At 45.3% G+C, this 15,194-nt stretch carries 15 protein-coding genes and 1 tRNA gene; 14 read left to right on the forward strand and 2 right to left on the reverse strand.

What is annotated here, in order from left to right:
* The first annotated feature begins 209 nt into the window (after window positions 1–209).
* From HUG15_RS00240 to HUG15_RS00265, 6 genes are all read left to right on the forward strand, one after another.
* Window positions 210–3,227, forward strand: coding sequence for an SH3 domain-containing protein (locus HUG15_RS00240; protein WP_211202311.1), 3,018 nt, complete (start codon window positions 210–212; stop codon window positions 3,225–3,227).
* Window positions 3,228–3,675: 448 nt separating this feature from the next.
* Window positions 3,676–5,061, forward strand: a complete 1,386-nt coding sequence (locus HUG15_RS00245) for a sugar transferase (protein ID WP_200126188.1) — start codon at window positions 3,676–3,678, stop codon at window positions 5,059–5,061.
* Window positions 5,062–5,095: 34 nt separating this feature from the next.
* A complete protein-coding gene (locus HUG15_RS00250) occupies window positions 5,096–6,067 on the forward strand; it encodes an SDR family NAD(P)-dependent oxidoreductase (protein WP_200126190.1) in 972 nt (323 codons plus the stop codon).
* A gap of 445 nt (window positions 6,068–6,512) precedes the next feature.
* A tRNA-Ser gene (locus HUG15_RS00255) sits at window positions 6,513–6,605 on the forward strand.
* Between the two features lie 195 nt (window positions 6,606–6,800).
* Window positions 6,801–7,817, forward strand: coding sequence for a tyrosine-type recombinase/integrase (locus HUG15_RS00260; RefSeq protein WP_200126192.1), 1,017 nt, complete (start codon window positions 6,801–6,803; stop codon window positions 7,815–7,817).
* Between the two features lie 216 nt (window positions 7,818–8,033).
* On the forward strand, window positions 8,034–9,110 hold the full coding sequence (locus tag HUG15_RS00265) for a helix-turn-helix domain-containing protein (protein WP_200126194.1): 1,077 nt from the start codon (window positions 8,034–8,036) through the stop codon (window positions 9,108–9,110).
* Between the two features lie 782 nt (window positions 9,111–9,892).
* On the opposite strand, the gene HUG15_RS00270 is transcribed toward HUG15_RS00265, so the two are convergent.
* Together HUG15_RS00270 and HUG15_RS00275 are read right to left on the reverse strand one after the other, a co-directional pair.
* Window positions 9,893–10,444, reverse strand: coding sequence for a tyrosine-type recombinase/integrase (locus HUG15_RS00270; RefSeq protein ID WP_200126196.1), 552 nt, complete (start codon window positions 10,442–10,444; stop codon window positions 9,893–9,895).
* A 241-nt stretch (window positions 10,445–10,685) separates the two neighbouring features.
* The gene (locus HUG15_RS00275; RefSeq protein WP_200126198.1) at window positions 10,686–10,904 is read right to left on the reverse strand and encodes a helix-turn-helix domain-containing protein; all 219 of its coding nucleotides are present in this window, start codon (window positions 10,902–10,904) and stop codon (window positions 10,686–10,688) included.
* Between the two features lie 126 nt (window positions 10,905–11,030).
* Here HUG15_RS00275 and HUG15_RS00280 point away from each other — a divergent pair, with 126 nt between their 5' ends.
* From HUG15_RS00280 to HUG15_RS00315, 8 genes are all read left to right on the forward strand, one after another.
* Entirely contained in the window at window positions 11,031–11,279 is a 249-nt protein-coding gene (locus HUG15_RS00280; RefSeq protein ID WP_200126200.1) for a hypothetical protein, read from the forward strand.
* A complete protein-coding gene (locus tag HUG15_RS00285; protein ID WP_200126202.1) occupies window positions 11,266–11,430 on the forward strand; it encodes a hypothetical protein in 165 nt (54 codons plus the stop codon). The genes HUG15_RS00280 and HUG15_RS00285 overlap by 14 nt, the downstream gene beginning before the upstream one ends.
* Window positions 11,431–11,760 carry a hypothetical protein gene (locus HUG15_RS00290; RefSeq protein WP_200126204.1) on the forward strand — a complete coding sequence of 110 codons (330 nt, stop codon included), beginning with the start codon at window positions 11,431–11,433 and terminating at the stop codon, window positions 11,758–11,760.
* The gene (locus HUG15_RS00295; protein WP_200126206.1) at window positions 11,761–11,943 is read left to right on the forward strand and encodes a hypothetical protein; all 183 of its coding nucleotides are present in this window, start codon (window positions 11,761–11,763) and stop codon (window positions 11,941–11,943) included.
* A 617-nt stretch (window positions 11,944–12,560) separates the two neighbouring features.
* Entirely contained in the window at window positions 12,561–12,950 is a 390-nt protein-coding gene (locus tag HUG15_RS00300; RefSeq protein ID WP_200126208.1) for a hypothetical protein, read from the forward strand.
* A 13-nt stretch (window positions 12,951–12,963) separates the two neighbouring features.
* Window positions 12,964–13,173, forward strand: coding sequence for a helix-turn-helix domain-containing protein (locus tag HUG15_RS00305; RefSeq protein ID WP_200126210.1), 210 nt, complete (start codon window positions 12,964–12,966; stop codon window positions 13,171–13,173).
* 29 nt (window positions 13,174–13,202) lie between these two features.
* Window positions 13,203–14,345, forward strand: a complete 1,143-nt coding sequence (locus HUG15_RS00310) for a DnaJ domain-containing protein (RefSeq protein WP_200126213.1) — start codon at window positions 13,203–13,205, stop codon at window positions 14,343–14,345.
* A 370-nt stretch (window positions 14,346–14,715) separates the two neighbouring features.
* The gene (locus HUG15_RS00315) at window positions 14,716–14,967 is read left to right on the forward strand and encodes a helix-turn-helix transcriptional regulator (RefSeq protein ID WP_200126215.1); all 252 of its coding nucleotides are present in this window, start codon (window positions 14,716–14,718) and stop codon (window positions 14,965–14,967) included.
* The last annotated feature ends 227 nt before the right edge of the window (window positions 14,968–15,194 follow it).

Consider the following 15,194-nt stretch of genomic DNA (forward strand, 5'->3'; position numbering starts at 1 on the left):
ATGAATAAACATGCTTAAAAACTGACTTCATTTTTATGGAGTCAGTTTTATTTTTAAATAATATATCCTTTTATTTCAAAAAACTGATATTATAATAATAGATTTAAAGTCTTGAGTATATCCTAAACACATAGTGTTAGTTTATGATATCTATGATATTATGATTACGTGCAAACTTTTACTAAATACTTTAATGAAGGAGAGTTGAAATGATATTCAGGTCTTTAATGTCAGTTTTAATAATCTTATTTCTATTTGTTGTTTTACAAGACGATGAGCTAAATCATGAAACCTTAGCAGAAGCTAGTACATTGGAGGAAGTTGAGCACGATTATGGCGTTGTCGAAGGATCGGACGCGTTGGATGTCCGAGAAGGGCCTGGCGATGATTATGATGTAGTCGGGCAGCTGGACGATGACACGCGCGTGGAATTGGAAGGCCAGACTTCGGATGGTTGGTATAAAATAAATGCCGATGACATCAACGAAGATGCCTACATTTCGGAAGAAGACCTTGTGCCGGTTGATGAACCGGACGAGGAGGAAGGCTATGTGGACGCGAGCACTTCTGTCAACGTCCGGGAAGGCCCCGGGTCGTCTTATGATCAAGTTGAAACCCTTTCACAAGGCGAATCTATTGATCTCTTGGGGGAAGTTGAAGGCTGGTATAAGATTCAGTTAGATGATGTAGATAGTACATATATCAGCGGCGATTATGTGACGTTCACAGAACCTCTTGAAGCCGCTGAATTAACGGAAACAGCGCGAACGCACGGTGTGGTCCAAGGATCCGGTTCGTTGGATGTTCGAGAAGGTCCAGGCAATGACTATGAAGTGGTCGGCCAGCTGGACGATGACACGCGCGTGGAATTGGAGGGCCAGACCTCGGATGGTTGGTATAAAATAAATGCCGATGACATCAACGAAGATGCCTACGTTTCGGAAGAAGGCTTTGTGCCGGTTGATGAACCGGACGAGGATGAAGGCTACGTGGACGCGAGCACCTCTGTCAATGTCCGGGAAGGCCCCGGGTCGTCTTATGATCAAGTGGACTCCATTCCGCGAGGAGAGTCGGTTGATATCGTGGGCGAAATCGATGATTGGTATCTCATTCAATGGGACGATATGGACGAGCCCGCGTATGTGAGTGGGTCTCATATAACGTCAACCGAAATACAGGAAGAGACGCAAGCAGAAACGCAAGACCAAGCATTGACTGAACCCGAACATAGCCACGGGATTGTGCAGTCCTCCTCCTTGAATGTCCGGTCCGGTCCCGGAACCGACTATGACACGATCGCTGGGTTGGATGATTACACAAGGGTGGAACTGGAAGGCGAAACATCCGATGGCTGGTATAAGATCAGTGGCGAAGGATTGAGCGATGAAGCGTATGTGTCGGGGGACTTTATTGTCCCGGTGGATGTACCGTCCTATGACGAAGGATATGTCGACAGCGATCTTCTAAACGTCCGCGAAGGTCCGAATACGGATGAAGCGCGTGTGCATCAATTAGAACGTAATGCACAAGTGGCCATTGTCGGCGAGATAGGTGACTGGTATAAATTACAATTGGCTGATGTTGACGGCCCGACATACGTGAATGCGGATTACATCAGTGAAGAACAAACGCTAATGTCGTCCGACCGCAGCCATGGGATCGTGCAGTCCTCCCACTTGAATGTCCGCTCCGGCCCCGGAACGGACTATGACACGATCGCTGGGTTAGATGATTACACAAGGGTGGAACTGGAAGGCGAAACGTCTGATGGCTGGTATAAGATCAGTGGCGAAGGATTGAGCGGGGAAGCGTACGTGTCGGGGGACTTTATTGTCCCGGTGGATGTACCGCCTTATGACGAAGGGTATGTCGACAGTGATCTTCTAAACGTCCGCGAAGGCCCGAATACGGATGAAGCGCGTGTGCATCAATTAGAACGTAATGAACAAGTGGCCATTGTCGGCGAGATAGGTGACTGGTATAAATTACAATTGGCTGATGTTGACGGTCCGACATACGTGAATACCGATTACATCAGTGAGGAAGAAACGTTAGTGTCGCCTGAGCGCAGCCACGGGATCGTGCAGTCCTCCCACTTGAATGTCCGGTCCGGTCCCGGAACGGACTATGACACGATCGGCGGCTTGAGCGATTACACAAGAGTGGAGCTGGAAGGCGAAACGTCCGATGGCTGGTATAAGATCAGTGGCGAAGGGTTCAGTGGTGAAGCGTATGTGTCGGGAGACTTTATTGTCCCGGTCGATTTACCGGAAGAAGATATCGGTTATGTCGATGCCAATGTATCCCTGAACGTACGTGAAGGTCCGGGAACGTCTTATGATCAAGTCAGTTCCATCCCACGTGGAGAACAAATCGATGTTGTCGGGGAAATTGACGGTTGGTACAAAATTCAAATGGATGATGTTAGTGGCCCGACGTACGTCAGTGGTAGTCTCATAGAATTCTATGAGACGTCTGGTAATGAGCACATTGCTTATACAAGCTATGATGTTACGTTTGATGAAGCATTATCCATACAAATGAATGGTTCACCACAAATATCTTCTGCAAGCGGTGGTTTTCAGGATGCCAGTGAGGCTGATGTTGCCGAATATCTTGACCCCAGTAACAACAACCAATTCCAACATCTTTTACTAACCGAGAGTGTAGGGGTCTCAGCGAACCAGTTGAATAATGTTTTATCCGGAAGCTTAGATGGCATGGGGCAAGCTTTTATTGATGCCGGAGATGAGCATTCGGTGAATGAAGTATATCTCATATCACATGCTCTATTGGAAACAGGCAATGGCACATCTAATTTGGCGACCGGGATTGAAGTAGGTGAAAATAGCAATGGCAATGCCCAAGTAGTCACTTCTGGTAACAGAAGCAACTTAAACAACATTAGAACAACGTATAATGTGTTTGGAATTGGTGCTGTGGATCATAATCCAGAGACACTCGGAGCAATTCATGCCTATAATCAAGGGTGGTTTTCTCCGGAAGAGGCTATCGTTGGTGGTGCAGCTTTTATTTCGCAGAGATATATCCACAATGATTATAATCAAAATACGCTTTACAAGATGAGATGGAACCCTGCGAATCCCGGTTATCCGCAATATGCAACGGATATTGGATGGGCTGTAAAACAAGTCCCGCGTATAGAAAGCTTGTATCAACAATTAGATAACCCTGATTTATACTTTGATATTCCCGAATATCAATAACGTCTGACGTGACTCCGGTTCATCACCGGAGTCATTTTCTTACACTATCAGAATGTATAAATTGTTCGGATGATAGTATAAGAAAAGACTGTGACTTTCGCCAACCTTGGCGAAAAATCAAGTTTTTCTAAGCATTCGCTCACATTCCGAAAAAATTACACATTTTATCTATGATCTCCCATATAATTTCCAAGGTGGAATCAATTGCCGTGTGTGACAGTGTTTATTTTTCATTTGGTTCGAAAATGTTCATGGGGTAGTCAAAAATTGTCACCACCTTGTAGATTCTATCCAGAATTTGCAGTTTTCTTTTACATGTTTTTTTGATATGGTATAAATGCATAATCAGTGGTTCGTCTGTTTAATATTAATGATTACATGAATGGATTTGTTTTAGTTATCTTAAGATACAGGAATTTATTTACAGTATCTAGTGGGAGAGGTATGAATGCCGGATAACAGTGAATCGCGAAATCATAAATTTATTATCATATTGATCGACCTCTTCGTTATTTTGGCAGCCTATATAAGTGCATTTTATATACGGTACAACGGGTTCCCCGCGGAAAACTGGTCGTCGTTTATGGCGTTGTTGCCTTGGATTTTGTTGATCGGTTTATTCTTTATTTCCGTATATGAACTGTATGCGCTGAGCCGTAAAAATACGATTTGGGATGTGCTATTGAAGATACTCATCGCGGTGTCTTTTATGGCCTTCTTAACGATGGCTGCTTCCTACTTGTTTAGAGAGTTTGCCCTTCCGCGTTCCATTATATTAATTGCCAGTATCTTCACGGTTTTATTCATGGTTTTTTGGAAATCCTTATATTTAAAGTTCATTCGGCGCAATGTCGTCGGAAAGGTTCTTTTAATCGGGGATGGCGAAGAAGCGCAAAAAATGATGTCGAAAGTAAAACACCCGATGTTGCAAGGGACGCGCGTCAAGCACATCGAAGCCGATACTCCGATTGGGCTCGTGACATCTTTCTTTCGCCAAGTGGACTATGTGATTTTATGTCCGAACATCAGCAAAGAGCAAAAATCGCAAATCATTTATCACGCGATGGAATGCAACAAAGTCGTTTACGTCATTCCGACCTTATATGAATTGCTCATGCAACGGTCGCAAGTGACGCCGCTTGAAGATACGCTGGCCATGTCGGTAAAACCGTTCGGCTTGACATGGGATGAAAAACTGATCAAACGAACGTTTGACATTCTGGCTTCCGGGTCGATTTTGCTCGTCACTTCGCCTCTGTTGCTTTTGGTAACATTGGGCATTAAAATCGAAAGTCCAAAGGGCAGCATCATCTATAAGCAAGAGCGGCTCGGACAGGACGATCAACCGTTTACGATCTACAAATTCCGTTCCATGATTGAAGGGGCGGAAAACGGCACCGGACCGATGTTATCCACGGAAAACGATAACCGGATTACAAGAGTCGGAAAATGGATCCGTGCCACACGTTTGGATGAGCTTCCGCAATTGTTCAACGTGTTAAAAGGCGACATGTCCATCGTCGGTCCGCGTCCGGAACGTGAATTCTTTATCAAACAGCTTTCCGAACAGTATTATCACTATAGTTATCGCAATACGGTAAAGCCAGGGATCACCGGGTATGCCCAGATTATGGGCAAATACAGCACGGAAGCGGACGATAAATTACGATTTGATCTATATTATATCCGGAATTACAGTTTCTGGTTGGATATCATTATCCTCCTCAAAACATTCGCTGTTGTATTTGACATGTCTAAAACAGAAGGAACGACAGAAAAAAAAAGCACGTCGTCTATGGAGAAAAAAAACAAAGCAACCTTTTATAACCAGTAGCGGAAATATAAAGCTTGAAAAAGAGGATAGGCATATGCAAAAAATACTTGTCACAGGCGGAGCAGGGTTTATTGGCTCGCACGTCGTCGATGCACTGGTTGAACAGGGGAAAACGGTGCTCATTGCCGATAATTTGAGCACCGGGCAAATGGCACACGTGAACCCGAGCGGACACACGCATTTTTTTGATGTCGATATTACAAGCCGGGACAATTTGGAACACATCTTCCGGCAACATTCCGACATTGACGGGGTCATCCATCTGGCTGCGCAAAGCAAAGCGAGCCCTTCTCTGGATGCGCCGGAGCACGATGCGAACATTAACATTCACGGCACGGTGAACGTGTTGGAATTAACAAAGGCTTATAAGGTAAAAAATTTCATTTACGCGTCGTCCGCGGCGGTGTACGGTGACCAACAAACGTTGCCCATCGCAGAAGATGTGGCGGTAGAACCACTATCCCCATACGGCGTGTCCAAATATGCCGGCGAAGAGTATGTGAAAGCTTACCGAAGGTTGTATGATCTCAATGCCCGGGTGTTGCGTTTTGCGAATGTGTATGGCCCGAGGCAAAGCGTCGACACGGAAGCCGGGGTCATCACCATTTTTGTTGAACAGTTATTGAATGGCGAGCAACCTGGCATTTATGGCGACGGAACACAGACAAGGGATTTTATCTACGTGAAAGATGTGGCGAGCGCGATTCTTCAATGTTTATTCGAAGCACCGAGTGAGCCTGAGGCGTCGCCGGTCTACAATGTGAGCACGGGAGAAGAAACAAGCATTGAAGAGTTGCTGCGCGAATTGTGTGCGGTTATAGATCGGCGCTATCGCCCGCTCTATATGGAGAAAAGGGCGGGAGACATCGAGAAAAGTTACCTGGACAATCGCAAACTGTGCTCGCGCTACACGTGGAAACCTGAAACATCGCTCGCGGACGGCTTGACTGCAACGATCGCTCATGCTAAGCGCTCCGGTGTCCCGTACGAAAAAATCGATTCGTGAATGGGAGGAACTTGGTGCGCAGCCTTAGTTGCACTTATGCAGGTAAGAAACAATGGGGCTACGCTTCCCTTACCCACCATCTACGATGAAAATGGGCGTTTGTATAAAACAGAGACAATCTTCGCTCGCCCCCTAAAAATGAAAAAATGTTCAAATGGGGAGCGCTGGCGATTCTAGCGCCCCCCAAAAAGGAAAAATGATAAAAATGGGGTGCGCTGATGGTTACAGCGGCCCCAAAAATGGAGTGCGACACTATTTGAGGTGCGCGGCGCGCATCAAAAATTATTCAATCCTGAAGAATAAACGAGAATAACAAATGCAGAGAATTGTATTGCTTTTTAACCAAAGGGCTTTCTTACCTGCGAAAAAAATTGCCTTATTGCCTTGCATTCCTGATTCGGACATGCTAACATTGTTTTTGTCACTGACAGATCTACCTACATACGGAGGAGTACCCAAGTCCGGCTGAAGGGAGCGGTCTTGAAAACCGCCAGGGGGTTAACGCCCCGCGGGGGTTCGAATCCCTCCTCCTCCGCCATACTTAAAAAACATTGATGAGACGGTAGTTTTAGCGATATTTTAGGCGAGATATGAAGCGAAAAACCCTCTCGCGAACAAGCGGTTTTAACCGTAAAGGTTCGGGGTATTTTCGCGGAAACCGCAAGGTAAACCGATACATATACGAACACGAACGGACGCCCTCTAGGCTTAGATGCTTAGGGGGTGTTTTTTATTGGCAGAAAAACGAAAAACGATTAAGCGACGAAAAGGGTACAAACGGCCGGCCGAAATTAAAGAACTAAGCGAGGCGTTGGAGTTTGTCGTAAATGTGAAGATGACGCAAAACGTTAAGCCACGCACAATTAAAGATTACCGCAAACAGATACAATATTTCAACGACTGGCTAATTGACAATTACGGCGAAGATGTCAAATTGACCGACGTTGATATTGACTTATTACGTGAGTATGTCCGTTGGTGCCGGCACGAAAAAATCCATTACGAAGGGCACCCGTTGCGGACGAAAACAGCCAACCAAAAAATACGGGGTTTAAGCGCCGCGACCGTGAATATTCGCATTCGTTTGTTGAAATCGTTTTTTAGAACGCTTTATGAAGAAAAGGTTATAAACGTAAACCCGACGGAAAACTTGAAACTTATGAAAGTAGAAAAAGACAACATACAACCATTAACGAAGGAAGAAATAAAACGATTACTAAGTGCGCCCGATCAAGGTAGCTTTGCGCAATTCCGTGATTATGTGGCGATTTTGCTGATGTTAGATACGGGCATGCGTATAGGTGAAGTTTGCGCCGTGGATGTCCAGGACGTTGATTTGAAAGCGAAGCGAATCATTTTGCCGGCAAGTGTAAACAAGAACCGCCGGGCGCGTGTGCTGCCTTTGTCGGATAAGACAACGGGCGTGCTTAGGCAGCTTATAAACGAAACGCAAGAAGCATTTACAACGAACGCCGTGTTTACCACGTACGCCGGCGACCGTGTTAACGACAAGACGTTACAAAAAGGTCTACATGACTATGCAGCAATAGCCGGCATTGATCGGACAGTGACGCCGCACATTCTTCGTCATTGTTTTGCTAAGTATGCATCGTTAAACGGTATGGATATTTTCACTTTGCAACGAATCCTTGGCCATGAAGAAATAACGACCACTCGTAAGTATGTACAGATTCACGACGAGGACGTTATGGAGCAGCACAAACAACACAGTCCGTTGTCATGGTTGTGATCACGCACGTAATCAAGAGGCGAAAAATAAATAAAAAAGAGTGCCCGCCACAAAAACGGACACAAACCGTGCTGGTAACACGGACTAAACAAAAACTATGTGCGTTTAGTTTAGCAAAAAAATCGGCTGAATACAAATTCGGCAAGTATGACTTATAAATCGAACGTACATTCGTTTATTGTGGTGCGGCGCCCTTTCAAAAAGGAGCGCAAGAAAATGTTATCAAACGCAAGTATGGCTGAATATAAGCAACTATCGCAATTTGAAACGACCGATCAGTTAAACGAAGCCGTCCGCGCCCACTTGTACGCCCGCAAACACGAACTAACACCGGCCGCAGTCGCCGTGTACGAATATTTACACCGTGCGTCGGTTAACAGCGCTCATTTAAGCGGCATCGGCGTACGGTGCGATAAGTACGCCACGATTGCGAAAAATACCGGTTATAGTAGCCGTACAATAAAGCGTGCCGTTAAATCGTTAGTTGAACGCGGCATGATCGAGAAATACGAAACAACACGCTCAGTGGGCGCCTGGCTAGGCGGAAGTGGGCATAATATCTATTGCGTCACCCCGAATGTCACCCCGTCCGTGACACCTCGCGAGGAAGCCGAAACAGTTGACGTGGCAGGCGGTGAAGTGTCGAAAATTGACGACCAAGTAAGCGCTGATAAACAAGCCAACTACGTATATAAAGACAAAGAGTCGAACGCAGGCGCGCGCGAGGACGAACACCCTACACAAAATTTTGCGGAAGGTGAAGCTGCGCGCGAGTTAGAGAAGCTGGAGCGTGAGAAAGCGAAGGGAAGGCAAGGGAATCGAACCGACAAAGCGGGGAACATTCCGCAGAATTCTGCGGAAAGTAGAGAAATAGCAGCGAAGGAGTCCGGCTTCGGCAGTCGCGACACGTACAGCAAAGCGAAATATATCGGCGAACACGCTGACGACCTTGACGCAACCTATGCACCCGTACCGGAAGCCTTTGCGAAAATTGCTCGACCCTTCTTCGATGCAACCCTGACCTCGAAGCTATTTCGGCGCGTACAAGCGGCATATCGACGCACAGGAGGGCTTGACCACGACTTAGGAGCGTACATGCATGAAATCACGGCGGCTATGAAACGGGCGGTGTATGCGCTTAAAACGGGCAGGATTCGCAAGGACTTCGTAGGTTATTTTTATACAGCGGTAAAAAACGTCTTTGATGACGTTTATATTGCTGAGTTAAGCGAACTAAGCGGAACAAGTGGCGGCGAATTACGGTTTGGGCCGAGGGGTGCCGAGATTGTTTGACGTGGGACATAAGGGCGCGTGGCGGAAGTATCGGAAGTGTAAAGAGTCTTACCGATATGACATGTCTAAAATAACGACTATGCAGGCTAAAATACCGGGTGCGGGTATAATAATGTAGAAACTCGAATAAGGGGCGGTAGGTGGGCGCTCAATGACGTATAAAATTATGCCCGATGATGTCCGACTAGGTGCGACACCTAACGTAGGGTAGCTACGTAACCATACGGTATACGTACGGCACACCTGGCACACCATCCAGGCGCGTGCCCCGCAAAACACTTCGGAACAAGAACATTAGTTCGATTATTACCGGTTTTGAATAGTGATGTATTGTGTGTATACGAACGTATAACGGGGGCTAGTATGCAAATAGTATGCAAGGTTAGCGGGGTTACCCAGGTTAGGCGGTAGCGCGGTGGTAGGGGTTACGGGGTGCATACGGTAGGCGGGGTGACGGGGTTAGTGCGTAACCGGCCTAACGCCTATGTGACGGTAGTTTCGGTGTTTAACGAATCTAACAAAACCGGATTCTGTTTGATTCGACATTCATTATTAATCAATATTTATACATCGAAATGCAAAATAGAAATTGTGTTTTCCACCGAAATAATTCCGAAAACTTAGCTCGAATAGGAATAAAAGTTCGATATTGCTACTCCCCCAACCCCACGCACGCATATTCGGTTAGGTGGCGCTCGCACCTTACGCAAATCAAAATTTCACTTTGGTCTTTAACGTAGAAAAGCCGCCATGCAGCGTAAGCCAAGGCGGCTTTGTATCGTTTATAAGCAAACATTCGCGTAAACTTCATCTATATCACGTTGCTGTATCCCGATATATTTAAGCGTTTCATTTTGGCTACTATGGTTAAATATGCGCATGAGCATCGCTAAATCCGTGCCGTTTTCATACGCCTTTGCACCAAATGTCTTCCGCATCGTATGTGTGCCGATCTTACCGACCTTATCCGTTAGTCCGGCACGCTCTACAGCATCGTTTAGGACTGTGTAAGCCTGCACGCGACCGATTGGCTTGTTAACGCCCTTGCGGCTTTTAAAAACGTACTCATCGGCGCTTACTTCGGCCGGCACGCACTCTTTCACGGCTTTCTTGATTGCAGCATTCAACGGAAACCGTTTGCGCTTTTTGGTTTTACCTTCCGTGATGGTTATGTTGTCCTGTCCGCGCAAATCACCGACCTTGAGGGCAAGGATATCGGAAATTCTAAGGCCGGAGTTAATGCCGACAATCCAAAGTAGTTTATTGCGACCATGAAGCGCATTTTTAATCCGGTTGATATGTGCGGTGTTTTTGATTGGGTCAACAGTATTCATTTACGAATCACCTTCATTAATTAATGTGTTATATTCAGTGTTGCACGAAAAAAGGGCGCCGTCAAGCGCCATAGGCAATTGTTAGAAATTCAACTCGCTTACTTAAAAAATTTTCGCAAGCCTTTTCCGGTATAACGACCAGCAACCCGACGGCCAACACGCCGACCTATGCGGCCTTTCTTGATTGCGTTTATATCGCCTAAGATACGTGCGAGTTTGTACAGAAATGACCGGAAGTTATTCACTGTTGTTCGCCCTCCTCAATTTGTAATAAGTCGCCCGGTTGAACGCCCAAACCAACGCAAAGGTTATATAAAGTCTCGAAGTCTATGCGCCGGGATGCGTTCATTTGCAGGCTTTTGACGGTGTTTCTACTTACTTTATTCCCCGTTTTCTCTACAACTTCGCGATTGGAAAGTTGTCTTTCCGCCATTATATCGCCTAATTTGCACACTATCATTATGAGCCTCCTAAAAAGTTAAGTCAATTAGTTGACAACCTGACATAAGTAAGTTAGTATTGCTGTATAAGTTAACAAGTTGACATGTTGACTGCACCATTATATCACATTTAGGAGGCGTTTTAAATGAACGCAACAACAACGAAAACAGCACTAGACATTACGAAAAAGGTGGGCGCAGGTTGGCAGTATCGCCCGGACAAGAAATTTTACACGGTGAAAGAGGTGCAAAGTAAACGCGCTTATATTGTGTTGCCGGATGATTGGGAGGCGTTTTTTGTGGAAAACGGCTTCGTGAGTAAAGGCGCAGTTATGGGGTATATCGAAGCGCCCATTGAATTATACAAGGAGGCGGCTTTCTTTGAAGGTAGTTAACGACACGCAAGCAAAGACGATCACCGCAACTATGACGTACGACGAGGTGGCCACACTTGCGCACGCATTGAAGCAACCGGCGCGTAAGGACGCGGAAATAAAACAAATGTTGCATAACCTGCATAATCCAACCGTTAAGGGGCGCGAATAAATGAACAAACTACACATTGAAAAAGTATACACGACTATGACGGCGATATCGCCAGACGAACCGGACACGCCGGAAACAGGAGAGGGCTTACTTGTTGATGGCCGTTATATGATTAATTTTATCGAAGAACCAAAGAAGCATGTCGCTGTACACGAATTACGAGCGTGTCAATACACGCCCGGCGGCCACGTTCTTTACGATATTCTCCGCGATGTTGGTCGGCAGATCGTTGCTGAAAGAGGGCTTAACTTAAACGCTGATGAACTTCGAAACTTGTCCGGCATAGAATTGCTGATACATCTTACGCAGAATCAAAAAGGGGTCGTATAAATGCGTAGCCTCACAACAATAATGTTCAACGATTGCCCGGCACGTACGCGGTTTCTGGAACGTGTGAGGGCGGACACAGGTGCAACAGCTTACATGCAGCACGTAGACAGCGACATAATACAGTTTATTGACGATAACTGGCGCGTGATTGCGGAAGTTAAAGAGGACAAGCTACCCGGTTAAAGGGCGGCGATTGGCAGCGCTGCCTAATGGGAAAAGATTTAGGAAGCAAGGGCGAAAAAGGTTTAGGAGTAAGTGAAAAGTTGGCATTTATATATAACGTTTAGGGCGATGGCTGGCAGCATCGCCCGATAAAAACCGTAAAAAATTCAATCGGAAACTAAGGGCGGAAAAATAGCGCCGACATGTCCCAATCTACGTATCTATATCTGTAATATAAGTAGGTGGGTTAGAAAGTTAGCGCTGAAATGTCCCAAAATGGGGGGGGCAAAATTTCCGTACAGTAAAGTAGAGGGGCAAAAAATTTTTCGGTGATTCCGTAAAAAATTCATTCGGGAAACGGTAGTACAGGTAGAGGCGGAAAAAATTCAGCACAAACCGTAAATTTTTCGTTTGGGAATCGTAAATATAGTGAGGGCGGAAAACCGTAAAATTTTCGGTTGGTTTTGTAAACGTAATGAAGGTTGTCCCAAAATATATGGCCGTCGTGGTCTACTAGAGTAGGAGGGCGAAAATTTTGCGGGGATTCCGTAAAAAAATTTAGCTGAGTCGTAGTTATGAAGCACCGGGCGTGGGCAAACACAACACAAAAATTTTTACGAAAAGGGAGAGATTTTATTATGTTTAAATTTCAACGCGAATTAGGAGATAAAGTGACAGTGTACGGACGATTAGTAAAAACTACCGGTGGTGACGTTGACAAAGTGAAAAAAATCGTAAAAACGGGCAAGAAGATTGAAACAGTACGCCATGAAAATGAGTATTTCGACGAACCAAAAGACGGTGTAATAGTTGGGGTACGAAATTATGTAAAAACACTTGAACATTCACCACGATTAACCGGCAAATTTTATGAAAAGAGAGTATGCGAATCAAAACCGAAAACGCGCGGCAAAGCGTATTTAGTCGCTTTAAATATGCGTGATACGGTAAAAGTGCCGGCAGAATTAGTTTCAATAGACCTTCAAAGACAATTTAATTTATCGGATGAAGACATGTTAGAAATTTAAAGGAGGCGATACTATGAAACTATCACGGCGCGGCTTCCGTTATCTCCGGTTTCGGGAGTCGCTCAATCAGTACGAATACGCCGCAATCATTGGAATCTCACAAAGGCTAGTATCGGCCATTGAACTAGGCAATCGCAAGGTGTCGCCACGAACGGCGGCACTTGTGTGGGCGGCTTTTAAGTTGGACGACAACGAAGTGCTGACGTTGGAAGAACGAGGGTAAAACTAATTACGAAAAGGGAGGCGGTTGTTTTGGCAACTCCAACGGTACATGACCGCGTACAAGGATTGACTTTCGAAGAGATGAAAAGCGATATTTCAAACTATCAATCACTTGTTGCGGAATCGGTTGTCGAAATCGGCGCGAGATTGAAACGTATCAAAGAGGAAGATTTAACACACGGCCACTTTACGGAGTTTCTCGAAGAATTGGACATAAAGCCAAGACAGGCGCAAAAAATGATGCAATGCGCCGACCAGTTTGCAAATGCGCCGTCAACGGCGGATTTAACACCGGGAAAAATGTATGAAATGTTGACGTTGCCGCCCGAAATCGATCGGGGCGAGTTTGCGCAAGGTGAACATGTCGTGCCGTCCACGGGCGATCACAAGACCGTTGCCGATATGACAAGCAAGGAAATGCGCGAAGTTGTAAAGGCGCACAAGCCCGAAAAAGAAGCGCCGGAGCAGCCGCAAGCAAGGGAAACGATAGACATTGAACCGGAAGAACAAGCGCACACAAGCCAAACAAACCGAGAATTAACGGGCGAGGAAGCTATTGCGAGATTGAAACCGACTTTTTGGCTTCTTTTATCTGAGGAAGTCGAGGAAAACATGACACTGACAGATTTAAAAAATATCGCGCAGTTATCACACGCCGATCAGTCAATGTGTATCGGAGACTATGATAAATACGGACTTTTCCCGGTAGAAAAATATTTCTACGGTATTTCAGACAAAAATTACGGCTACCTAATGCGTATTATTGAAAAGTTATATAAGGAATTAGTCTTTTCCGGATTAAAAGACAGTTTAAACGAACGTGTAGACAAATTGAACGAAACTTTTCAAACACAAGAGGAATACCGTCGCGAATTAGACGCAATTAACGCAGAAGTAGACGAATATATAGCGGAAAAGAAAAAGGAAAGAGAAAGTCACGATGATTGGTTTAAAAGCGCGTTTGAAAGTGGCGGAAGCGCCGGCATTGCAAAAAGTTACGAAACATTAGGCCTTGAAGTGGGCGCGAGTGCTTCGGAAGTTAAAAATCAGTATAAGACTTTAATGAAGGCTTTGCACCCGGACGTAAGCAAAACGGACGTTACCAGCCATTTATTTCAGATGGTTAAGGACGCATACGACGACATTAACGCGCAACAGGAGGCGGCAGGATGACGCGGCCAAGCGCCGACGGCAAGGCGCAATGTAGGTCTTTTTTACTTTTCCATCGAAATTAAACAGGTCTTCCGTACCTTTTTTCTAATTTGCCGTTGTTAAACGGTGTCTTATTTAAACTAGTTATATAGAGGGGCGTAACTAAATGCCGCCTCTGTCTCTGTCGAGTTTGCGTAAGAATATAGGCGCGATGAAATTTTATAGGTCTTCCGTACCTTTTTCCTATTTTGCCGTTACCAAACGCCTTATTATTCGAACTAGTTAGTAAGGGAAACTTTTTGCCGATAGCTGGCCGGCCTTTCTCTTTTTTGGCCTATTGGTTTGTATCTTAAACTTACATATTTTTATTTTACGAAAGGAGGACGGCATAATGCAGCAGATCACGCCGCAACAACTTAAATACGTCCGTGCATCTTACGGAATCAGCCAAGAAGAACTCGCCGAAATGTTGGGTGTCACAGCCGGCATGATAGGACTTATTGAGCGCGGGCGCCGTAACATGTCCGCGAAGCTAATGACTAAATTTGAAAATGCGCTCGATTTATCGGCTGAACGAATACAAGAAATCGAAACAGCTTTCAAAGAAATTGAGCGCATGAAAAAGGCAGCAATGAGCGTTTAATTTGAACGGGCCTTGATAACGTAACGGACGTAAAACGTAATGGATTATGTTTATACGAAAGTATAGGCGGCCCTGTATCGTCACTATATATAATAAGTATTTCTTACCGAAAACGTACACATACCAAAAAGGAGCAATCAAAAATGGATGAAAAATTTAAGTGCATATTCAGTTTGCGAGTTGCGAAGGAACTGGTTCGAAAAGGTTACACTATCGTAGATATCGAG

Origin of the sequence: Salicibibacter cibarius (assembly GCF_016495725.1) — a bacterium.
GTDB classification, from domain to species: Bacteria; Bacillota; Bacilli; order Bacillales; family Marinococcaceae; genus Salicibibacter; species Salicibibacter cibarius.

Excerpts from the sequence above, each read along its gene's own strand:
- HUG15_RS00270 (WP_200126196.1), bottom strand. The coding sequence starts at position 10,444 with ATGAATACTGTTGACCCAATCAAAAACACCGCACATATCAACCGGATT.
- HUG15_RS00240 (WP_211202311.1), top strand. The coding sequence starts at position 210 with ATGATATTCAGGTCTTTAATGTCAGTTTTAATAATCTTATTTCTATTT.
- HUG15_RS00280 (WP_200126200.1), top strand. The coding sequence starts at position 11,031 with ATGAACGCAACAACAACGAAAACAGCACTAGACATTACGAAAAAGGTG.
- HUG15_RS00305 (WP_200126210.1), top strand. The coding sequence starts at position 12,964 with ATGAAACTATCACGGCGCGGCTTCCGTTATCTCCGGTTTCGGGAGTCG.
- HUG15_RS00250 (WP_200126190.1), top strand. The coding sequence starts at position 5,096 with ATGCAAAAAATACTTGTCACAGGCGGAGCAGGGTTTATTGGCTCGCAC.
- HUG15_RS00295 (WP_200126206.1), top strand. The coding sequence starts at position 11,761 with ATGCGTAGCCTCACAACAATAATGTTCAACGATTGCCCGGCACGTACG.
- HUG15_RS00315 (WP_200126215.1), top strand. The coding sequence starts at position 14,716 with ATGCAGCAGATCACGCCGCAACAACTTAAATACGTCCGTGCATCTTAC.
- HUG15_RS00265 (WP_200126194.1), top strand. The coding sequence starts at position 8,034 with ATGTTATCAAACGCAAGTATGGCTGAATATAAGCAACTATCGCAATTT.
- HUG15_RS00245 (WP_200126188.1), top strand. The coding sequence starts at position 3,676 with ATGCCGGATAACAGTGAATCGCGAAATCATAAATTTATTATCATATTG.
- HUG15_RS00290 (WP_200126204.1), top strand. The coding sequence starts at position 11,431 with ATGAACAAACTACACATTGAAAAAGTATACACGACTATGACGGCGATA.
- HUG15_RS00300 (WP_200126208.1), top strand. The coding sequence starts at position 12,561 with ATGTTTAAATTTCAACGCGAATTAGGAGATAAAGTGACAGTGTACGGA.
- HUG15_RS00275 (WP_200126198.1), bottom strand. The coding sequence starts at position 10,904 with ATGATAGTGTGCAAATTAGGCGATATAATGGCGGAAAGACAACTTTCC.